The sequence below is a fragment of the Candidatus Nitrospira neomarina genome (assembly GCF_032051675.1).
In the GTDB taxonomy this organism is placed as follows: Bacteria; Nitrospirota; Nitrospiria; order Nitrospirales; family UBA8639; genus Nitrospira_E; species Nitrospira_E neomarina.
In genome coordinates this window covers 1,922,887-1,945,458 of the sequence record NZ_CP116968.1, presented here as the reverse complement: position 1 = coordinate 1,945,458, position 22,572 = coordinate 1,922,887, and the positions used below count along the sequence as shown (strand labels likewise).

15 protein-coding genes are annotated in these 22,572 nt (G+C 51.5%); 8 read left to right on the top strand and 7 right to left on the bottom strand.

All coding sequences use genetic code 11. The annotated features are described in order from the left end of the window. Positions 1-128: 128 nt before the first annotated feature. From PQG83_RS08625 to PQG83_RS08615, 3 genes are all read left to right on the top strand, one after another. Positions 129-1,871 carry an ATP-binding protein gene (locus PQG83_RS08625; protein ID WP_312748524.1) on the top strand — a complete coding sequence of 581 codons (1,743 nt, stop codon included), beginning with the start codon at positions 129-131 and terminating at the stop codon, positions 1,869-1,871. Positions 1,872-1,894: 23 nt separating this feature from the next. Beyond that, a complete protein-coding gene (locus PQG83_RS08620; RefSeq protein WP_312642615.1) occupies positions 1,895-2,341 on the top strand; it encodes a response regulator in 447 nt (148 codons plus the stop codon). 377 nt (positions 2,342-2,718) lie between these two features. Further along, positions 2,719-3,111: a hypothetical protein gene (locus tag PQG83_RS08615; RefSeq protein ID WP_312748522.1), complete on the top strand. Its 393-nt coding sequence runs from the start codon at positions 2,719-2,721 to the stop codon at positions 3,109-3,111. Between the two features lie 73 nt (positions 3,112-3,184). Here PQG83_RS08615 and PQG83_RS08610 read toward each other — a convergent pair whose 3' ends face one another. The 4 genes from PQG83_RS08610 to hrpB form a co-directional block, all read right to left on the bottom strand. Then, positions 3,185-3,748 (bottom strand): hypothetical protein, encoded by a 564-nt coding sequence (locus tag PQG83_RS08610; protein ID WP_312748521.1) that lies wholly within the window; start codon positions 3,746-3,748, stop codon positions 3,185-3,187. Positions 3,749-4,232: 484 nt separating this feature from the next. After that, positions 4,233-5,216, bottom strand: a complete 984-nt coding sequence (locus PQG83_RS08605; protein ID WP_312748519.1) for a hypothetical protein — start codon at positions 5,214-5,216, stop codon at positions 4,233-4,235. A 26-nt stretch (positions 5,217-5,242) separates the two neighbouring features. After that, entirely contained in the window at positions 5,243-6,049 is an 807-nt protein-coding gene (locus PQG83_RS08600; RefSeq protein WP_312748518.1) for a hypothetical protein, read from the bottom strand. Positions 6,050-6,457: 408 nt separating this feature from the next. Then, entirely contained in the window at positions 6,458-8,980 is a 2,523-nt protein-coding gene (hrpB, locus tag PQG83_RS08595; protein ID WP_312748517.1) for an ATP-dependent helicase HrpB, read from the bottom strand. Between the two features lie 220 nt (positions 8,981-9,200). Here hrpB and PQG83_RS08590 point away from each other — a divergent pair, with 220 nt between their 5' ends. Beyond that, complete coding sequence (locus tag PQG83_RS08590; RefSeq protein WP_312748515.1) at positions 9,201-10,271, top strand: cytochrome-c peroxidase; 1,071 nt, start codon at positions 9,201-9,203, stop codon at positions 10,269-10,271. 438 nt (positions 10,272-10,709) lie between these two features. Here the strand turns inward: PQG83_RS08590 and dapF are convergent, their stop codons facing one another. Further along, complete coding sequence (dapF, locus tag PQG83_RS08585; RefSeq protein WP_312748514.1) at positions 10,710-11,579, bottom strand: diaminopimelate epimerase; 870 nt, start codon at positions 11,577-11,579, stop codon at positions 10,710-10,712. A 428-nt stretch (positions 11,580-12,007) separates the two neighbouring features. After that, positions 12,008-13,846, bottom strand: a complete 1,839-nt coding sequence (gene typA, locus PQG83_RS08580; protein WP_312748512.1) for a translational GTPase TypA — start codon at positions 13,844-13,846, stop codon at positions 12,008-12,010. A 549-nt stretch (positions 13,847-14,395) separates the two neighbouring features. Here typA and PQG83_RS08575 point away from each other — a divergent pair. The 4 genes from PQG83_RS08575 (at position 14,396) to corA (ending at position 19,678) form a co-directional block, all read left to right on the top strand. Further along, the gene (locus PQG83_RS08575) at positions 14,396-15,073 is read left to right on the top strand and encodes a winged helix-turn-helix domain-containing protein (RefSeq protein WP_376753586.1); all 678 of its coding nucleotides are present in this window, start codon (positions 14,396-14,398) and stop codon (positions 15,071-15,073) included. Next, positions 15,066-16,463, top strand: coding sequence for a sensor histidine kinase (locus PQG83_RS08570; protein WP_312748509.1), 1,398 nt, complete (start codon positions 15,066-15,068; stop codon positions 16,461-16,463). Before PQG83_RS08575 ends, PQG83_RS08570 begins: the two co-directional genes overlap by 8 nt. 291 nt (positions 16,464-16,754) lie before the next feature. Then, a complete protein-coding gene (locus tag PQG83_RS08565; RefSeq protein ID WP_312748507.1) occupies positions 16,755-18,335 on the top strand; it encodes a B12-binding domain-containing radical SAM protein in 1,581 nt (526 codons plus the stop codon). Positions 18,336-18,730: 395 nt separating this feature from the next. Then, positions 18,731-19,678, top strand: coding sequence for a magnesium/cobalt transporter CorA (gene corA, locus PQG83_RS08560; protein WP_312748505.1), 948 nt, complete (start codon positions 18,731-18,733; stop codon positions 19,676-19,678). Between the two features lie 834 nt (positions 19,679-20,512). On the opposite strand, the gene PQG83_RS08555 is transcribed toward corA, so the two are convergent. Next, the gene (locus tag PQG83_RS08555; RefSeq protein ID WP_376753557.1) at positions 20,513-22,546 is read right to left on the bottom strand and encodes a CocE/NonD family hydrolase; all 2,034 of its coding nucleotides are present in this window, start codon (positions 22,544-22,546) and stop codon (positions 20,513-20,515) included. Between the last annotated feature and the right edge of the window lie 26 nt (positions 22,547-22,572).

Genomic DNA, 22,572 nt, shown 5'->3' with positions numbered 1-22,572 from the left:
GGGATGAGGGAGACCTCTCATGGAAGGAATGCTCAATTTTGTTGGCAAGGATCCGATAGCGTAAGTCAGGGGACCGCCCTCGAAGAGGGAGGGGATTGAAACGTCTGCATTGAGAATAGGAAAGACCATTGTCGGTATCTGAGTTGACGCCTCGTAAAGAATTGCCGTTGTCGGTTGTGGGACTATGGCGAACCTGTCTGAACAGAATCCTGGGAGCCATGGAGCTCCTACATCGGCATACAATTTTGGTATTAACCGTGCTTTTTGGGCTCTGTCTCATCGTGATTTATTTGCATATTTCTCAATTGAAAACCCAAATGGTGACGGCGATGGCCTTTCGGGGATCCGAGATCTATACCAGAGCGCTGAATGAAATGCGGATTTGGTACACCGTCGAGGTTGTTCAACGCCTTCATAGCCAGGGAATTGAAGCCTCGACAGGGTATCGGGACCATCAAGGCGAAATTCCTCTCCCTGCGGCTCTCAGTCGTGACCTGGGTAATCGATTGGTCGCCGGGCGAAATGGCGAACGATTGGAATTACTGAGCCCCTATCCGTTTTACCGTGAAAGGAAATCAGGAGGACTCATTGATGAGTTCCAGGAAGAGGCGTGGAAATTTTTCATGCAACATCCTGATACGGATGAGCCGTTTTATCGGTTTGAGCAAGTCGAGGGGCGTGAGTCTCTCCGTTTCGTGAAGGCCGATCGGATGCAGAAGGAATGTGTGGAGTGTCATAACAGTCATCCGGACAGTCCAAAACGTGATTGGCAGATCGGGCAGGTTGGCGGCTTGTTGGAGGTCGTGTATCCCGTTGATTCGTTGGAGACGATCATGGGCATGAGTTGGCAAGGGACGTATGGGTTGATGGGGATGTTGGTCGTCATTTGGATGGGCGGGTTCGGGTTAGTGGTGTTAAAGCTCGGACGGGTGGCAAGTGACTTGGAAGAGCAGATTCGTGATCGAACCGGTGCACTGCAAAGTGCCAATAAACATTTGGAATTGGAAATTCATGATCGACTATTGGCCGAAGACACACTTCGGAAGGCGAAAGATAATCTGGAAAAGCGAGTCCAGGAGCGAACGGGAAAGTTGGCGGCCTCAAATGCCGAACTCATTCGGGAAGTGGCAGAGCGGAAGCGGGCCGAGGAAGATATACGCAAACTCAATTCCCAGTTGGTCCAGCGCTCGGCCCAACTCGAGGCGAGTAATAAGGAGCTTGAGGCGTTTAGTTATTCGGTCTCCCATGATTTACGCGCGCCCTTGCGGGGGATTGATGGGTTTAGCCAGGCCGTATTGGAAGATTATGATGAAAAACTTGATGAGTCAGGACGAAATTACTTGCGGAGGGTGCGGACGGCCAGTCAACGAATGTCCAAGCTTATTGATGCCATGCTCAATCTGGCCCGGTTGACACGAGCCGAAATCCATACCCAGACCTTTGATCTGAGTGCTGTAGCCCGGGCTGTTCTTGAAGATTTTCAAAAGATGGAACCGGACCGGCAGGTCGAAGGCATTGTGGCCAATAATGTATTCGCCACTGCTGACCCCCAATTGCTTCGGGCCGTCTTAGAAAATTTGATCGGCAACGCGTGGAAGTTTACCCAGCAACAAGCCCATCCACGTATCGAATTCGGCTATGGCCAATACAAAGGGCAGGCCGCCTACTTTGTCTCCGACAATGGGGCAGGTTTTGATATGACCTATGCGCATAAACTCTTCGGCGCGTTCCAACGGCTTCATGCCTACACAGAATTTCCGGGAGTGGGCGTAGGGCTGGCGACGGTGCATCGTATTATTCAACGGCATGGCGGTCAAATTTGGGCAGAAGGAGTGGTGGGCAAAGGGGCGACCTTTCATTTTACGTTGTAAGGCAACCGGAGGAGGAGAAGAATATGATGACCAACAAAGTAATTCTGTTAGTGGAAGATCATCCTGATGATGAAGAGTTAACGATGCGGGCGCTCAAGAAAAACAATATAAAAAATGAAGTGGTGGTGGCCCGGGATGGCGTGGAAGCGTTGGAATATTTATTTGGAACCGGAGCGCATGCCGGTCGTGATTTAAGCCAGATGCCTCAAATTATCCTGCTGGACCTCAAGCTCCCCAAAATTGATGGGCTGGAAGTGCTTCGACGGTTACGAGCTGATGAACGGACGAAGTATCTCCCGGTGGTTGTGCTGACATCGTCCAAGGAAGAGCAGGACATTGTCAAAAGCTATCAACTTGGAGCCAATAGTTATGTTCGCAAGCCAGTGGACTTTCAAGAGTTTTCTCAAGCGGTTCAAAACCTGGGGCTGTATTGGCTCATTTTGAATGAATCGGCACCGGAAAGGGTGTGAGTCGGTCAGGTTAAAATGAATACCCACCTCAGGTGGGGGGCGTGTGTCTGCCTTGGGTAGATCGGTGGAATGTTCCCGCATTTCCTGGTCTTGTTCATTGACCAATCTCCTCATGGGTGTTGCAAATCCGCTCTCCTTCTCTCTGTCAAAAGTACCAACAGATGTCAATATTCCAGTGACTTCAAACAGGAAAGATATGCCCCTCCACCGCATATCCTGCCTATCCTCCTGAGCCACGTCTTCTGGTCCTTGGATCTTCTATCATTTGTTTCCACACGCTTTTCTCTTCTCTGGCTTATCCGGTGTGTTGCCAGGCATATCCCTTGCTCAGGGTAAGAGTTACTGAACTGCCGACCATTCTTTTCAAGGAGGGGGCCATGAGACGAATGCTGACATGGGATATTCCCGAATCCGTCACCTCACATGAACATGCGTGGAATCCAAAACGAAAATATATGGCTGAAAGCATTGGTCTGGAGACCCAGCGGGCATCAAGAAGCAGTGCGGCCGGGGCGATCTGTTGTGCCAGATGTGGTAGTGAGGTGAAGGTCTTTATTTCTCCAAGACGAAATCCCCATTCCAGTAAATTAGGACGGGCTGTCTCATTGAAGGATCATGATCTGTGCCGGCGGTGTTGGCGGAAGTTGATGCATGAACAACGGAAGACGGGGGTGGTGACCCTGCCCATTTCCTTCCTTGCGAAAGAGAAAAATCTCCGGCCTCGCCTGTTGATACCCAAAATAGCTTCCGTACCCAAACAAGCGTCCTAATCCTCGCCATGAAGAGAGGGTGGGGATGACTAAGCCATTAGTGCTAGGTCGGATATGGTCTATCAGTGTGGATTTATTTGGAGGAAATGGTCGCCTCTTGTCTCTCTTGAATAAATGCTTTCGCAAGGGCAGCATTTTGATACACGACCTGTAATTCCAGATTTCCGAACGGGCGGCGCACGACCTTCAGTAACACCTGTCCATCTTCAAAACCCGCATTCAGCTCGTTGAGTTGTCCGGAAAGAAACGATTGCTTGGTCGCTTCAGTAAGATCCTGGGTGAGGTGATAACTCGCTCCAAGAATGATCTGTAATTGCTGGTACCACTCATCTCTAAATAGCCCCATATCGATGGTAATCTTTGCCAGTTTCCCGGCTGGTTCCGTCGTATCTGAGACTTGGTCGGGTAAATAGGTCAGTTCAATATATCGATTTTTATCGGTAAGTTCATAGAGACATTCCTTAGAGGTGTGGCAGGCTGGTAGGGCGGCTACCTCTTGTTCCGTCATGCCGAATTTTAATTCCCGGAAGCCATTAATTCCGGGCTCTGCTAATCCGAGCCCACCCGATAGGACAATTGAAGCACAGGTGAGGAGCGCACAGGTTCGTATGCTTAGGATGCCGGAAAGTAATGTCATGACTTAAGGTTCCTTACTCGTGAAGCTAGAGATAATGAAGAAAATAAGAACTATTTTGAAAATATCGGCAGTTTGTTATGAGTAGGTCACCATAGCAAAACTTTCCTGAAAAAGGCGATGATACAATGCAGGAAAACCAACAATTGAAGCCATACCGGAAGTTTGAATACTCAGAAAAGAAATTGTTGAGGGGGCCTGTGAAATTAATTTGGAAATGTGACGGTATCAAATTCCTTGGGAGCATTGGGGCCTTCTCGAATAGGTTCCCTTAAATTGACGGTGCAGGGAGAACCTCTTGTCGAGAGTTTGGCACTTCTGATGGGTTTCCTCCTTGCGCTCACCGGGATGCTCGGGCCGGATCAGCGGGTCAAGGCTGAGTAAGCGATGGTCTACCTGCCATGGAACCTATTCCGGTTAAGGCCACAGGCGAGAGAAATCACGATAGTTCATTGGCAGTGTCTTGTTGCGCCTGCCTCAAGATGTGTTAGGGAGTTTCTTGATGAACCTGGAGAAGTGGCCCCATCCAGTAACGCATCGGTCGATCCCCTTCCGCTGCCTTATGAGGAAGATGGGCCACATACCAAAAGACCACATTGGTCTCCTGGACGCTTTCATCGCTTTTAAATTCCAAATCTCCACGTGCGCCAAATGGCCAGCCGGCATCTTCATCCCGGTAAAATTTTCGAATCGAGACATCACGATCTGAAAACTTCTTCGATTTCCCATCAAATGGACCTGGAATAACCCAGACACCCTGCCCGGTGGGATAATCGCGCACAAACCAAACGCGATCCTGGCTGTTGGTGCCGGGCTTCTTGTCATCTTCCTCTACCAAATATTTTTCCCACCCCGGTCCCCAACCGTTGTCTTTTACAGAATTCCGGTCCAGGACAAAGACCTGATCCTGATCGGATCCGCTGATATCAAAGTCCAGTCGCCAGTAGGCATGGTGTTCATGGTCGGTATTACAAGAGAGATTCCAGCTCTGAACGCTTGGATACAGGCGACCGTCTTCGCTCAGATACCAGGCCTGATACAGATGGTATTGACCGATTTTGGCATACATTCCTAATTCCAACCACTTCACGCCTTGGATGGTATGTTCGGCCTGACAGAGCTTTTTCCCATCGCAGTTAGGATTTTTTTTGAGGCGCTGTGGGCTGATCCGATCCTCGAATGGTCCGCATCGGCCACTGGATCGTCCTAGGCCAAACCAACTGAAGGGATGCCAGGCCGGCCACTCCCGGACATACTTGACCCGGATCACGGGCAAATCCGCTTTACCTAATATCAGGTTGCCTTGATAGGACACATTGCGAAGCCCCAGGCCAGCAGCATCTTTCATGTCAAGATATAAGGCCCACGGACCCCAGGTAAATGGTTTGGATTCCCAGTCGGCCAAAGCGGGGCTGACCATCAAAGTACCGGTCAATGCGACACCGGCCAGAAAATATCGAAATGATGCCATGCGACGCGCTCCTTGTTTGGGATTAGTCATTGGGGTCCTGCCTCCTTGCCTGCGTCTAAGACGGTCTGAGAAGTGAGGTCAACTCGTGCAAAGTAGAGGGCCAAGCTCTCCGGCGTTTCAGAAAATGTGACCCAAAATACCCGGTCACCGAACCCCGCTTCGTCGCTCACCCAGAAGTACCGGTATTCTTCAGGGGAAGTCAGAATGGCATGTCCGTGCAGATGCTGAACCTCCTGGGCAATTCGTTGATCTCCTCTGGCCAGTTCAATGGCTGTCGTGATTTCTTCTTCACCTTCTTCGGGCTGGTAGCCCTCACGCGGATCCTGCTGGACAGAAGACATTCGGTCATTTTCCATGCAGACATGCACGGCCACATTGTGGGTGTAACTGTAGTAAGTTAACCGATATGCGGAGGCATCGGAAGCCGATGCCCGTTCCGTTGCTCGAGGGTTAGCCGTGTCGTCTTCCTGCAGGGTCACCAGGCATTGGTTGGCAGGGACCTCCTCGGTATTGATGTAGGCAAAACGATCGCCCAATTGGGTCTTCACGTCCGGATCCTGTTCTGCTGTGGCACGTAAGGCAGGCTGGTCGGATTCGACAATGATAATCTCCGGTCCCGGACCGGATAAGGTCGTGGGGGACATGGCATCGACGGGGCGTCGTGGACCTCCTTCCGGTGGCAATTCCAATGGTAATTCAATCAGAGGAGGGGGATGGAAGGGCAGGGGTTTTTGGGGGATCTTTGTGAGTTCCACGCTGGAGCATCCCAGGAAAAAGCTCCCGAAGACCCAACCCGCCGTCACCAGGATATGAGAAGCTAATTTTGAATGCATGAGGCCGGCTCCTTAGGTCGAAAATGAAAAGGCCTATAGAACAATTAGTCATCAAGCGTACCTTAAAAATTCTCCATAAGAATAGCAAGGGAGTCAGGACGTTCCCTAAAGGTGTAAAGGGGAAATCTTTGCTGAGAATTTTGAGACCAAGGGATGAGTGCGCCCGTTTTTTAGCCAAGTATGCCCCACTGGGAATCTCAATGAGTGCAAGTAACCTTGAAAGGTAGGCCTGAGACCAATCTCTTGTTTCTTGGTGAACAATTCTTCAGCCATTTTGAAAAACCCGTCGTATGCATGGAACGGTCAATGTCGGTTGATCCTTCCATGAAATTGTCCATGATGGCGATGGCTCATGATTCTTCATCGGATTGGCCTGCCAGGTTCATGGGTGTCACCTCCCGCAAAAAATTATCGCTTTTTAATGCCGCGAGTGGGAGGGGCCTGGAGAGGGTCATCGGGCCAGAAGTGTTTGGGGTAGCGGCCCTTCAATTCTTTTCTCACTTGCGTGTAACCGGTTTTCCAAAAACTTGTGAGATCCTGGGTGACCTGAACAGGGCGTCTGGCCGGAGAAAGCAGATGAATGAGGACAGGGACTCTCCCATTGACCAGGCGGGGCGTGTCGCATTGTCCGAATAATTCCTGAAGACGGACAGCCAGAACGGGAATCTCTCCTGACAGATAATCCAAGGGAATGTGCGATCCTGTCGGTACCGTGAGATGAGTGGGCGCCAGAGTGTCGAGCGTGCGCCGTTGTTCAGGAGAAAGGAGCGCCTGAAGCGGCCAGGCAAGATCGATCCGTTTCAGCTGATTGAGGCTGGAGAGATTGCTGAGAAAGGGCCCAAGCCACTGGTCCAATGTCTCAAGGAGTGTGTCGTCCGAGACATCCGGCCAAGGGGATCCCGGTTCCGTGGCGCGGCGCAGAAATTGGACGCGCGCCTGCCAGTTTCTGAGTGTGGGATTCCAGGGCAAACAGGAGAGGCCTGTGTTTCGAAGGCCGTCGAGGAGCGCGGTCAACACCAAATCAGGATCAGGATCGGGAAGGCGGCCTTCCTCAAGAATGAGTTCTCCGAGTCGTCGTTGCCGGATGGATCTGACCGCTTGGGTCGAGGCATCCCACATCACAGAATCCGTTGACTGTATGAGATCCCCGCAATGGGAGATGAGATCTTCAACTGAAATCGGGGCAGCCACAAAGATGAGTGCCGTTGCCGGGGCACCGTTAAGATCTGCGATCACGAGCCATTCTTCATGTTCCAATGGATCCGGGTGATGAAATCTTGCGCTTCGCCCGTTGGCCAGGCGGTATCGTCTGTCCTCATCTGATTGTCGTTGCGCAATCCGGTCGGGGTAGGCCAGCGCCAGGAGTACACCCAACTGATCAATCTGTTGTTTGGGGCCATGGTGAGGAGTGATGATGTGCAGTGTCCGTTGCCACGACTGAGAGACCTGGCGAATGCGTTGGATGGTTCCCCTATCCGGAGCCCGGGTGTTTCTCTGAACAGGGGCGCCACCATAGAGCATATCAAAGCGGGTGCGAAGATCGGCATGTTCCCGTGCGATTGATCCTTTGAACAGGTTTCGTTCGCTTAGGGCTGCGGCAAGATCGCATGCGAAGGCTCCCACTCCCAGCGCCTTTCCCTTCAGGACCATATGCGCGAGTCGCGGGTGCATGGGGAGATCGGCCATCGCCCGGCCATGATCGGTGATGTGGCCATAGGTATCACATGCGCCCAGGGAGTGAAGGAGGTGTCGTGCCTGAGCGATGGCGCCGGCAGGAGGAGGGTCAAGCCAGATTAATTCCTGGGGATCGTGATTTCCCCATTGGCACAACTCCAACACGAGTGAGGTTAAATCGGCATCAAGAATTTCCGGTGTGGTCCGGGGGGTGAGGGTACGCTGCTCGGCTTCAGACCAGAACCGTATACACAGGCCGGGTTCCAGGCGTCCCGCCCGCCCGCGACGTTGTTCTGCCGATTGTTGAGAGACCGTGAGGGTGGCCAGCCGGCTCATACCGCTGCGTGCATCAAAACGTGGTACGCGCATGAGCCCGGTATCGATGACGAGACGAATACCTTCGATGGTGAGACTGGATTCGGCAATATTCGTGGATAGGACCACTTTGCGCCATCCGGCAGGCGGTGGAAGAATAGCCTGGTCCTGAGCCTGAGCGGATAGATCCCCATAGAGAGGAGCGATGCGAGTATGGGGGTCAAGAGGAAGGTCTGCCAGGAGGCGTTCCACCTGGCGGATTTCTCCCGCACCTGGAAGAAACACAAGGAGGTTGCCCTGTTCGGTCTTCAGCAGACGATGAATGGTATGGGCCACCTGCATGGCGAAAAATTTCCCATCCGGCTTTCCGACGTAACGGGTTTCGACCGGAAACATCTTACCTTCGCAGCTGATCACGGGAGCCTGTCTCAATTGTTGGGAGATGGCCGCACTGTCGAGTGTGGCCGACATGATTAACAGCCGGAGATCCTCTCGAAATACCTTCTGGGATTCCAGGCATAAGGCCAGGCCCAGATCGGCTTGCAGACTACGTTCATGGAATTCATCAAAGATGACCAGGCCGTAGTGTTGTAAAGAGGGATCGTGCTGCAGGATTCTGGTGAGAATGCCTTCGGTTACCACTTCCAGTTTTGTGTTGGGGCTGATTTTAGTATCCAACCGTGTTCGATATCCAACGGTGGTGCCAACGGTTTCCCCCAGAAGATCGGACATACGGCGCGCGGCTGCACGCGCGGCCAACCGTCGAGGCTCCAGCATCATGATGGTTTTTGGAATCAACCACGGTTCTTGGAGAAGGGCCACCGGGATCTGTGTCGTTTTCCCGGCACCAGGCTGAGCGGTGAGCAGGACGATTGGGTGTTGCCTGAGGGTCTGCTGTAGTTGTGGAACGACCGCATCAATGGGATACATGTGTGTCTTCATGTAAAATTCATTGTGAGGTGGAATGGCGAATCAGATGTTTTCAGCAAGGCCCCCATGTTGGATAGGAACTTACCTAAAAAACCAGGTTGAAGCATCTCTCTTCAGTGTAGATGAAGCAATTGTGTTTTAATTTTGCGGACATTCAGGGTACACTAAACTATTCAATAAAGGGTTTTGTTCATCGGGAACGGCATCAAACTAATCAGGAGGGAAAGACGGAATGAAGCCAGCAATCAAAAGGGGGCTGACCACAGTACTTTGCACAATCCTGGTAGGACTGAGCCTCACTTCCACTGGAATAGGGAGTGAAACGAGCCCTCATTCGGCAGTGGAAATGATCACGGTTGATGGTCATACGGTTCCCGACATTGGTCCACTCCCGACTGTTGTTCCACAGCCTCCTGGCAACCTCAATTACGCGGCAAAACTTTCTCTTGGAAAACAGCTGTATTTTGATGGTCGGTTATCCAAAAACAATGCGATCTCTTGTGCGTTTTGTCATAACCCTGTTGCGGGATTTGCTGATCCCAACCAAACCTCGGTGGGCGTTGGAGGGCTGCGGGGCGGCCGGCAATCCCCTACAGTGTACAACACCGCTTTTAATCCCTTCCAATTTTGGGATGGTCGAGCCGGCTCTTTGGAAGAACAGGCCATTGGTCCTATTCATAATCCCGTTGAAATGGCTGAGACCCATGAAGCTGTCGTTCCCAAAATTGCGAAGATAAGCGGCTACAAGGAAGAGTTTCAGAAAGTATTCGGAACCGGAGTGAGTTTGCAGGGAATCGCTGAAGCGATCGCTGCCTATGAACGGACCATCATCTCCACCAATTCCGCCTTCGATAAGTTTGTCTTAGGGGATCAACAAGCGATGGGAGAAGACGCCCAGCGTGGGATGGCCCTTTTTAAAGGAAAAGGCCGGTGCATCCTCTGTCACAACGATTCTAATTTTACGGATAATCGATTCCACAACCTTGGCGTGCCGCAAGTGGGACCGATGAAAGAAGATTTGGGCCGGTATTATGTGACTCGTCGTGAACGAGATAAAGGGGCATTCAAAACTCCAACGCTTCGAAGCATTACGGAATCTGCACCGTATATGCACGACGGTGCCTTTAAGACATTAGAGGAGGTGATCGACTTTTTCGATAAAGGCGGAAATGCCAATCCTCAGTTAAGTCCATTGATGAAACCACTGGGATTGGCGCCGCAAGAGAAAGCCGATCTGATTGCCTTTCTGAAAGCATTGACCGGCGAACCGATTCCGTTTGAGTTTCCGAAGTTACCAGAGTAAATCAGCCTACACAGGAGAGTAGGCGAATGCTCGTTTCGAGGTTGTATCGCGAAGGTCTGTATCAGGTTGTCGGGAGTCATGGTGTTGGAGGATGATCCTCCAGGCAAGGCAGAGCAGGGCAAACGTGTGAATCGGACCTATGGTTATTGCCTGAATGGTCATGGGGCAAAGGGTCTGAACTGATGAGTCTGGTGGCAGATAGTCTCTGGTTTAGGCCCCCTGCCTTCGCCTCGGAGACGGTGCAGAAAAAGTCTGAGAAAGAATCATTAATGATTCTTCGAGATGGAAAGTCAGGGACCTGGATGCCCTTCTGGAAAGAGTTATCGTAGCAGCATTTCGGAATGTCTTGGCCTTTCTGTAAGAGTTCGGGAGGTAATTCCAGCAGGGTAAAAACTCAACTCCGAAAGCGAGCCCAGGAGGGGGGAATAGATATCTATTTCAACGCAGGGCGTCTATGAAGGCCTGACTGATTTCCCCTCTGGCGACCTCGGTGACGGGCCCTTTCATGGTGATGTTGTACTGAGGATCAACGGTAATATCCAATGTTCCTCCAGGCGCCTTTACGCACACGGGACTTTTAACTAACCCTAACCGTACTCCGGCACAAGCCGCCGCACAGGCGGAGGAGCCTGAGGCTTGTGTTTCTCCCGCACCCCGTTCCCAGATCAAAATAGAAATGGTCCGAGGCCCGGTTGGAACGGCCAGTTGGACATTGGTTCGTTTGGGGAAAATGATATGGTTTTCCAGTTCAGGCCCGATTTCAAGAAGGTCCTGGCGGGTCCATTGTTCTTCCTGTTTCTTATACACCACGCAATGCGGGTTTCCGACACTGACCCCGGTAAACCGGAGAGACTGGCCTGCGGCTTTAACCGGCTGTTGAATTAATTCAGGCACCCGTAAGGTGCAGGGGAGAGAAATGGGTTGAAACGAGGCTCGTCCCATATCGACTGTGGCCCCATTCACGTATCCATGGCCGTTAAGTTCCAAATGGATCTCAACCAATCCGCCCTTGGTCTCTACGGTAAAGTGTTTTTTCCTCGTATGCTTGGTGTGGTACAGATAGCAACCGAAAATCCGCAGTCCATTACCGGATTTCTCGGCTTCACTCCCGTCTGGGTTGTATATGCGCAGTCCAAAGTCCGCTTTTTTCGAGGTCCCGAGCGCCAGAATGCCGTCACTGCCCACTCCCCAATGCCGATCACAGAGAGCCCGGATAGTCCGCGGTGTTAATTTAAAAGACATTTTGGCTGGGTCGAGAGCAATATAGTCATTGCCCAGGCCATGTCCTTTGAAGAAATTGTTGTTCATGCCTGCTCCACAATGGTATGGACTGCTATCGGGCGATAGGCCTTGCCGGCAAGGCTTTTTCCCGTCTGGACGGTAGGCCTGAATTATACGTAAAAATGATGAAAGAGGAAAGTGCTGAAGAAGGGAAAACGCCTAGGAGGTCAAAATCTTATGGCAAGTAGGGCGGAGAGTTGCCTAATAGCTACTTGGACCGGTTAATTTGAAAATAAGAGGGGCAACCAAAGTGATTTTCCAGTCTTTTGTGAGCCATTTTTACGAGGGATTATTGAGAAAGGCCTGAGAGGAAGGTGCCATTGACACATTCTGTTGAAAGAGTTTTTTCACAAGGCAGGCGGGTTGATTCGGAGAGAATGCCCATGGGCCTTGCCCCCACGGTTTAGTGATGGCAAGGCCCAAAAATCAGGTCGAAAAAAGGAAGGAGGCAAAAGTCATTGGGCCTTCTTGGACAGGTTGCGAGCGGAGCGGCGCTCATTATCGGTGAGGTAGCGCTTTCGCAGCCGCACATTTTTGGGAGTCACTTCGACCAGTTCATCATCTTCGATGAATTCCAAGGCGAATTCCAGGGTCATTTCCCGCGGCGGAATGAGGTGAATGGCTTCATCGGTTCCAGAGGCCCGAATGTTGGTGAGTTTTTTCTCGCGAATGGCATTCACCACCAGGTCATTGCCTTTGTTGTTGACCCCAACCAGCATGCCCTCATAAATGTCGTCCCCAGGATGGAGGAAAATTTCTCCACGATCTTGAAGTCCCCAGAGGCCATAGGCCACGGCTTGTCCAGGACCATGAGAAATGAGGACTCCAGCCGAACGATGAGGAATCTCTCCTTTAAAGGGTTGGTATTCATGAAAAATTTGTGACATGACACCGCTGCCTCTGGTCATCCTCAATAATTCACTGCGAAATCCCAAAAGGGCACGCGACGCAATATGGAATTCCATGCGGACGGTGCCGACCGCACTGATCCGCAGGTCTTTCATTTCAGCCTTGCGGCCACCCAGGGCTTCAATGACCGCACCCTGATAACCGGGATCTACCTCAATGACCACCAGTTCGACAGGTTCCAGAATTTCGCCATCCATCTCTTTGTAAATAACTTTGGGCGGTGACACCTCTAATTCAAAACCTTCCCGACGCATGGTTTCGATTAAAATGGACAAATGGAGTTCGCCGCGTCCTGAGACCGTAAATCGCTCGCCACCATCGGCCTCCTCCACTTTAATGCCCACATTCATCATGGCTTCGTGAGCCAGGCGTTCACGAATGTGTCGCGACGTGAGAAAGCGCCCTCCGTCTTTTCCTGCCAACGGGCTGGTATTATGGGAGAAGTTCATGGAAATCGTCGGTTCATCAACATTGACGGTCGGTAAGGCTGTGGGATTTATAGGAGAAGCTAAGGTTTCTCCCACCCGAACGTCCTGATGGCCGGCTAGAGAAATAATGTCTCCGGCTTGGGCGAAATCGGTTTCGATGCGGGTGAGCCCCTGATAAGCCAACAGTTTGGTGACCTTGCCGCGGGAAATGGTGCCATCCCGTTTAACGGCGACGATCTGATTGCCGACTTCAATCATCCCATGAACAATCCGTCCCACTGCCACACGACCGATATAGGAGTCATATTCCAACATAGTCACGAGCATTTGAAACGGTTGCTCGGGATCAGCCACGGGCGGCAGCACCCGATGAATGATCGTGTCTAATAAGGGTTTCATATCAACGGCGGGATCACTCATGTCCAGCGTGGACATTCCTTCTTTTCCGGATGCATACACAATGGGGAAATCTAACTGTTCGTCGGTTGCGTTCAGTTCACAAAACAAATCAAAGGTTTGATTCACGATTTCTTCAGGACGGGCGCTGGGGCGATCGATCTTGTTAATCACGACGATGGGTTTCAAATGCAATTCCAACGATTTTTTCAGGACGAACTTGGTTTGGGGCATCGGGCCATCAAAGGCATCCACGAGCAAGAGCACGCCATCCACCATGCGTAGAATTCGCTCGACTTCACTCCCAAAGTCGGCATGGCCAGGCGTATCAACGAGGTTGATGCGGGTATCTTTATAAAGGAGGGAAGCATTTTTCGAAAAAATGGTAATGCCACGCTCTTTTTCCAAAGGATTCGAATCCATAATGACGGCTTCGCCTTCTTTGAAGACATGCGCGCCGGTTTGCCTGAGCAGGGCATCCACTAACGTTGTTTTGCCATGATCGACGTGAGCGATGATGGCGACATTGCGAAGGTCTTTTCGGCGTTTTTGATTCAGCATGACAGTCGGTTCCTTTGTTGGACACAACCAGACGAAGCACGAACGACATTGTTCTATGCTGAGGTTGCGTATCGAGGCCGGTCTGAGGAGGTTTGGGCTACGGCACCGGCCAGAACAGCCGGAGAATGGCTTGGATCCTGCGAGACGGTCGATTCTTACAAAACCGTACAGGAAGATCGGTCTTAATGCAACTGGCATTCCTTGACTTTCCTTAAATGTAAAAAAGCCCCTTCAACGTTTGACGGCGATTTTTTACCCTTTCATCCAGCTAAGAAGATTCTTGAAAATAAGAACCACCGGAACCTAGATGGCCTCTGATTTAAACGAAGGCGATGTACCCAGGCGAATATAAGTAGAGTTTAGAGTTTCAAGATGATGGACTTACGTCGGGTAAAACCGATAAACGCAAAAAATGGTCTTAATGATATGGTGGGGGAGATTTCCTCGTTCGCTCCAGGTGTTGGACCAGGAGATTTTAGCTGAGACAGGGCCCTTTCCCGTGTTATGCTGAAGTTATCCCCAACCAAGTATAAAGGCTTACGTACGGTAATGAAGATCCTCGTGCTGGAAGATGATCAAGAAACGGCGTCCTATATTGCCAGTGGTCTAATGGAGGAAGGGTACGTGGTCGATATTGCCTCGGATGGGAAGGAGGGGTTCAAGAAGGCCATCGATGAGGTGTATGAAGTCTTGATTGTCGACCGGATGCTACCCAGTCTGGACGGGATCAGTCTGGTCAAGGGACTGCGAACCACGAATGTGAAAACCCCGGTACTCTTTCTCAGTGCCTTGGGTGAGATTGATCATCGAGTCGAAGGACTCCAATGTGGTGGTGATGATTATCTCACTAAACCCTTTGCCTTTTCGGAATTAAAGGCTCGCGTTGAGGCTCTGCGTCGTCGTCCGCCCATCTCAAGGGTTGAGACACGGTTGCGCGTCGGGGATCTGGAAATGGATTTACTCACACGAATCGTAAAACGGGGAGAGGTGTGCATTGAGCTTCAGCCTCGAGAATTCCGCCTGCTCGAATATCTCATGCGAAATGCCGGTCAGGTGGTGACCCGCACCATGCTGCTCGAGCATGTATGGGATTTCTATTTTGATCCCCGTACCAGTGTGGTCGACACGCATATCAGCCGTCTGAGGATGAAGATCAATAAAGGCTTTACACAGCAACTGATCCATACCGTGCGCGGCACGGGCTATCGTATGAGTGCCGATGCGTAAGCTTCTACGTACTGCCAGTTTCCGATTAACCCTTTTCACCGCGTGCCTGTTTGCGGTTTTTGTGATCACCACTTTTGTCGTGTCATATTGGATAGCCGTCCGGTACCTCCTTGAGCGTGTTGACGGTGAAATCACCTGGCAGATTCAGATGCTCGTCAAGGAGTATCAGGCCGGATCTCTCAATTCGGCAAATCCCGATCTGGTGGAACCGGGGACTTACCTCCTGTTGCGGGATAGCGCCGGGAGATCAATTGTTCAGAATTTGCCGTCAGAGGCTCCTGTCCGAAAATGGTTTCAGGAGCTGCCGCCGAAAGACATCCCGATTGATAATGCCTCACATAAACTTCGCGCCCGGGCGGTGTTGTTGCCGGACGGCACCCAATTGATCGTCGGGCAGGATTTAAAAGAGCTTGAGGCGGCGAAAGAATTTTTACGCCAAGCGTTTGGATGGTTGTTAGCCGCTATTCTCATAGTGGGGCTTGCCTGCGGAGCGATTGTGAGTGCCATTACGTTGCGACGTGTGGAAGAAATCAATCTCACTGTGGGGGACATCATCAAGGGGCACTTTGACCGTCGAATTTCTCTCAAGGGGACCGATGACGAATTTGATCGGTTGAGCCGCCAAATTAATCTGATGCTGGCACAAATTGAAAAATTGATGGGAGGATTGCGCCAGGTTTCAATAGATATGGCTCATGATTTGAGGACGCCGTTGTCGCGTATGCGACAGAAACTGGAAGGAGCGCGTAATCGGGCGACCTCTCTGGAGGATTATGAGCAGGCTATTGATCAGGCGCTCAAACAAAATGATGAAATTCTGGAAACGTTCAGTGCCCTTTTGGGAATCGCACAGTTGGGCTCTGGTGCCTACCGGCAGAAATTTCATGAGATCTCACTCAGTGAAATTTTTGAAATCCTTGAAGAAACTTACGCCCCGATTGCGGAGGAGCGACAGCAAATTCTCTTTACCACCATCCAACCGGATCTGCAGTTCCATGGGGATAGCAGACTGATCACCCAAATGCTCGTCAACCTCCTGGAAAATGCCATTCGCCATTCCCCGTCAGGAGCCCGAATTTCCCTCATCCTTTCTCAACGACTATCCGGGGTAACGGCCGTCATTACCGATACGGGACCTGGCGTTCCGGAATCCGAACGAGAAAAAATTTTCCAACGCTTTTATCGACTGGAAACCAGTCGAACGACAACCGGGAGCGGGCTTGGCCTTAGTTTAGTTTCGGCGATTGCCGATCTTCATGGAATCCGTATCAGTCTTTCCGACAATCATCCAGGATTACGTGTGACACTGGAATTTCCCATGCACAATGCCCAGTTGTACAAAAACCCCGCAACCTTACCAATCCGTAATAATTTAAAACAGGTTCGGTAAGATTCATTCGTGTATAATTGAGCAAATATTAACCGTTCAGATCTTTTACTTCTCAAATTTTTCTACATTGGGACAAGGTCGGAACTTAACAAAGGCGAAATGGGGCAAAACTTTCGGAATGACGATCAGAATGAATCCTCGTGCCAACAAGAATGACATCCCCCCCCCAAATTCCGAACGATCAACGGGATTCGATTTCGAACTTCCCGGGCAGCATAGGCTGCTAACAAACCCTATTCCCCCCATTCTGGAACTGTCCTGCCTTAGCGCTTGAGTTTATGGAGGTTATGTATGCGTCCACGTCGAGTGACGATATTGGATCTTGTTACGAAGGGACCGACCAATTCTCTCTATGCCCGGGTCATGAATCAAAACCTGGCGAGCATTATGCCGCAGGTCGTTGGGGTGTGGTGCGAAGAATTGGGCCATCAGGTTCGCTTTTTCTGCTATACCGGTCGTGAAGATCTTCACCGGGAATTGCTGGACGAGACGGATATTGTGTTTATCGGGGCCTTTACCCGGTCCGCTCTGACCGCCTATGCCATCAGTAGCATGTTTCGAGCTCGAGGGGCCGTGACGGTCCTGGGCGGGCCTCATGCTCGGAGCTATCCGCAGGATGCGGCCAAGTACTTCGATTATGTCGTGGGGTTTACGGACAAGAATCTCATTCAGGATATTCTGGCGGATTGTGCGCAGCATCGTCCTCTGGGAGTTCAGCTCGCAGCAACCCGGCAGCCGACCGCATTGCCTGGAGCGAAGGAGCGCTGGAAATTTATTGAGCCGACCATCGCCAAGGCGCCCACGTCATTTAAAGTCGTGCCGATGATCGGCAGCATGGGATGCCCCTATACATGCGGGTTTTGTGTTGACGCCAATGTGGACTATCAGCCTTTGTCGTTTGATCAGATCAGCGAGGATCTCAAATTTCTGCGGACAAAGTTGAAGCGACCGATTGTGGCCTGGCACGACCCGAATTTCGGGGTGCGGTTTCAGGAATATATGAATGCCATTGAAACGGCAATTCCACCCGATAGTATTGACTTCATTGCAGAAAGTACCCTGTCGCTCCTGGCCGAACCCCACCTGAAACGATTAAAGCAAAATGGATTCAAGGCCATTTTGCCGGGGATTGAGTCGTGGTATGACATGGGCGATAAATCCCGGACCGGTCGCCACAGAGGACAAGAAAAAGTGAAGCAGGTGGCCGATCATATCAATCTGATACTCCGCTATATCCCTTATGTTCAGGTGAATTTCGTGTTGGGCCTGGATTCCGACCAGGGCTCTGAACCCTTTGACCTCACCAAACAATTTTTGGATTTGGCTCCCGGAGCTTTTCCTGCCTTTTCCCTGCTGACGGCATTTGGCCAGGCAGCTCCCTTTAATCGGGAATTGCAACGGGACGGACGGGTGCTGCCCTTTCCTTTTCATTTTCTTGATAACAACCACGCGATGAATGTGCGTCCCAAGCATTATGCCTGGCCGGAATTTTATGATTATGTCGTGGATCTGTCCCGGCATGCGTTTTCCTGGCCGATGATTGCCAGGCGGATGATGCTGAATCGTGGCTGGATTCCCACATGGTTTAATTTCATCAGGTCGGTGTCGAGTGAAGGGTTCGGCCGGATTAAATACCATACGAAGATCCGGGGATTACTGGATACGAATGTGTCGGTCCGAAACTTTCTGGAAGGGGAAACCTTGGAATTGCCGAAGTTTTATGCGAGAAAAATTCGTGGAAAACTCGGCCCATTATACGACCTGCTTCCGGAAGGGGCCACGATGCATGACCATCATGCGTATCTGCACTCATACCAGGAGCCCACTCCTGCGCTTGTTGAGGTGGGGCCACTTCCGGGATTGGTGCATTAAGCCCCTGGGTCTACTTCACCGGTCCATAAAGACCGGCTCTCGTCAGCAGGATTTGAACCACCCTTCCCCTCTGATCTATTCCTGATTTTTACGGGAATAGAAAAATGCTCGCTATTCCTCCGTCCCCTTGGCTCTTTTCACCGGAAGAGGATCGCCTTGTTTTAGCCGCGTAACACAAGACTGTCGCCCACGGGAGGGTCGCTTGCTTCATCGAATCCCGTTGATGTAAAAACGGCCTTTTGTTAATGCTCTTCTAATCCTAATGTGGCTCTGATGAGGGTGCCACTCCGACAATAATTTTTGCAGCGGCCTGGTGGTACCGAGCCGGGGATCGGACGAAGGATCACCATAAAGGGATATTCTTTTCGATCTTGCGAGGAAGAAAGGATCGACCATTGATCAACGCGTATGCCTTACATGATGGAAAGTTCCAGGCTTTGCCCGTCCCGGAGCTTTCCAATACTCTTCACGTGGCCATGTGGATCGATCTCACTGCCCCGACGGACGACGAACGGCAAATCATTGAGACTTTGTACGAGCAACCTCTTCCCACCAGCAAAGAGGTGCGGGAAATTGAAGCCAGTGCCCGTGTCAATGAAGGAGAGGATAGCCTCCATATCTATTCATTCTTTTTTCAGGAAGAAGATCATCGTGCCACCACGAGGGCGGTGGCCTTTACGATCAAAGACAATTGCATCATTACCTTACACGATCATCCCATCCCGTTGTTTCGTCTGATGCGGCGAAGAGCCCGACATGAATCGGATCTGATCCGGGATCCATTGTCGGTTCTTCTGGCTTTGTTTGAACTGAAAATTGAACATCTGGCCGACCAGTTGGAAGCCACACATTTGGCATTGGAAACCATCAGTCAAACGGTACTGGCGAAAGAGGGCAGAAATCTGCATGGGGCGATCGATTCGCTGACCAGACAGGAAGATGTCAGTGGAAAGGTCCGGCTGTGTTTGATGGATACGCAACGCGCTTTGGCCTTCCTCCTGCGGCGAGGGCGAGGAGACGAAACGGTACGCGATTGGATTCGCGAAATCTTGCGCGATATCGATTCTCTGCTCCCCCACAACACCTTTCTGTTTGAAAAGGTCAATTTCTTAATGAATGCGGCCATGGGGTTGATTAATATCGAACAAAACCAGATTATCAAGACCTTTTCCATCGCCGCCGTGGTCTTTCTGCCCCCGACCTTGATTGCCAGCATCTACGGGATGAATTTCGATGTGATGCCGGAACTGCATTGGTGGTGGGGATACCCTCTGGCCGTATGCGCCATGGTGTTATCCGGAATCGCTCCATATTGGTATTTTAAGCGGAAGGGATGGTTGTGAGGGATAACGGGCTTTGAGCGGCTAGGGCAGCATCTTGCTTGCGGTCCTGGGCATCCCGAGATCGGCGCGATCATAGGCGACGTGGTGGCGGGCTCCCAGGCACGATAGGATCTCACCTCACTCGGCAGGATGTGCACCGGCACCGGATGAAGCCCAGTGAGTGTTGAATAAAAACAATTTCCACGGGCATATTGACCCACAGGCACGTTGCATATTAGAGGCCTCGGGGCGGTTCGAAAAAGTTCGTCCAGTCCTGCCCTGAGTCATACCGAAGGGAAGGCCGCAGTCATTTTTGCGCGCAGAGCGTACTTCCAGTACGTGAGCACGGAAAAATGGCGAGAACGCCGCTGGCGGATTTTTTCAACAGCCCCCTTCACATTTCACACCCGGCGCATGTGAGGAGGACCCGATGTATCGACCGCATGCCTTGTGTATGTGCGCACTGCTCCTCACCGGGTGTTCATCAAACATCAAGACACGGATTAATTCTCAAGCAAGAATGGCATCCTGCAAAGACGCCAGTGAGATTGCTAGTAGCTAGATGGCGCGCAGAGTAGGTCCCTAGAGTGGGCAAAAGAAATGAGCAAGCATTTGCTAGGGGGTATAGCGATCCCCATCCCAAAGGAGAGGGTTCAAATAATGACGTAGATCACGCGGTTTGGAATCAAGAAGCTGCATGGTTTCAGAGATCTCGATTTGAAGCTGCAAGACAACACACTTTTTTAGTTGGAGAGAATGGTGCAGGCAAGACTTCAGTCTTGCAATTATTTTATTACCTCCTTTCAGGCCAGTGGAGTTCGATGGCAAAGTACGAACGGGTGTTCTAAAATCCTGCTAGACATAATCCCGCGGGATGGTCTGATCCCAGCTGGTGCAATATACTCTGGTATCGCCTTCGTAGGCATCCAGATTCGCCCGAAGATGGAAATGGGTCGGTGTGGACGTCAGGACGGTACGGGTGATGGTTTTCACTGACCAATCACGACGTGTGAAACTCCGGACCCAATACGTTTCTCCTCTCACAGATGAAAAATCATCGGCCTGATACGTGTAGGTTTCAACGGCATTATTCTGCACTTCAAGATCAATGTCATCTAATCGGACAATACCTCTGTCATTCACGACTTCCAGAGTGGACTCATCCTTTGCCAGGTCCCGAATGACCCGCCAGTTATGACGTTCAGGCTCGATTAAGGTTGTGGCCAACGGTGGCGCCCCCTCCGGTTCACCGAATTTTCTCAATTGCCTGTCGGAAGTTCGCGGCTGGCGAACAGGGATGGATAACCTGCTAACCCCGGTATAGACGGTCAGACGGACTGGTTCAGGAGGCGGCCAGGCCAACGGCCAGTACGAAGTAGAAATCGAGAGACGGAGACGGTGCCCGAGCGGAAAACCCTGCGCGGTATCATTGAGCTGCACACGAACCCGATATCGTTCGTCCGGCTTCAAATACTCCGGATGTTCGTTGCTGTTTCGATGAGTCAGGTTGAGCAATCCATATGTGACACGAGTGGCCTTACCATCTTCCGCCACATCCGACAATCGTACGGCCACCAACGCGATGGGTTTATTGGCTTGCAGATCCAGCTCCACAACAGGTGCCCCAAGAATTTCAATCGTCTCCTTTAAAGGGGCGCTATCAAACACGAGGGCTCCGCCGTCTTCCTCCCGCTGATCATGTGCCAGGTCCGGACCGGCCGCATAGGAACACCATTTGCCGGCAAACAACCCCACACTTAAGGGAGATTGAATGCTCAAAGCCTGCTCAGAAATTTGCTCATCGGCATTGGCAAGCCTCCCGACTGCCAAAGGGTAGGATTGGGAGGCAATGGAGGATGACGGCCATGTCGGTTCCCCAATCCAACGTCCCGGCCGCTCTTCATAATAGGTGGTGGGAGGGACACTCTCCTGCATCCAACCGCGAAACATCGGTTCCTCTACAATACCCGTATCAATCTGTTTCAACCACTGATCCCACCACCGCAGGGATTCCTGAAGAAATCCGATGGCCGGACCCGGGACACCGAGATGAGGATATTTATGCCCCCACGGTCCAATCAAACCCTTGCGGGGACCCTTGAGGTGAGCCAGAAGCCGGAACACGGCGTTAGAATATCCGTCCGCCCATCCGCTGACAGCAAAGACCGGACAGGTGATGGCCGAAAAATCTTCACAAATTGACCCCTGCTTCCAGTACTCATCGCGCCGCTGATGACGAAGCCAGGTGTCCAACCAAAGACCGCTGTGTTGTAATCGCTCAAGCCATAATTCTTTCCATCTGTCTCCCACTAATTCAGGATCGGGCGGGCAGCTATTATAGGCGAACATCGTGGAGGCCCAGGAGAGGTTGTCGCCCAGGAGACAGCCTCCCATATGATGAATGTCATCGGCGTATCGATCATCGGTGGAACAAACCGTAATGATGGCTTTGAGTTCCGGCGGGCGGTGGGCTGCAATTTGCAGCGCATTGAATCCGCCCCAGGAAATGCCCATCATGCCGACCGAGCCGGTGCACCACGGTTGATTGGCGATCCATTGCAAAACTTCCAATCCATCCTGCTGTTCCTGATGGATATACTCGTCCGTCAAAATGCCTTCGGAGTCGCCGCTTCCCCGTAAATCCACGCGGACACAGGCATAGCCATGGCCGGCTACATAGGGATGCGTGACGGAATCCCGATGGGCGGTGCCATCGCGTTTACGATAGGGGATGTATTCTAAAATTCCGGGAACCGGATTGGCTTCGCTCTGCTCCGGGAGCCAGATTCTGGCGGCCAAGCGAATGCCGTCCGACATCGGGATCCAGACATGATCCATCTCACGAACGGGATACGGGAACGAATGGACGGTTTTGAAAGTTCCTGCCATTAACAGATGCGAATAGAGTTCCCTTT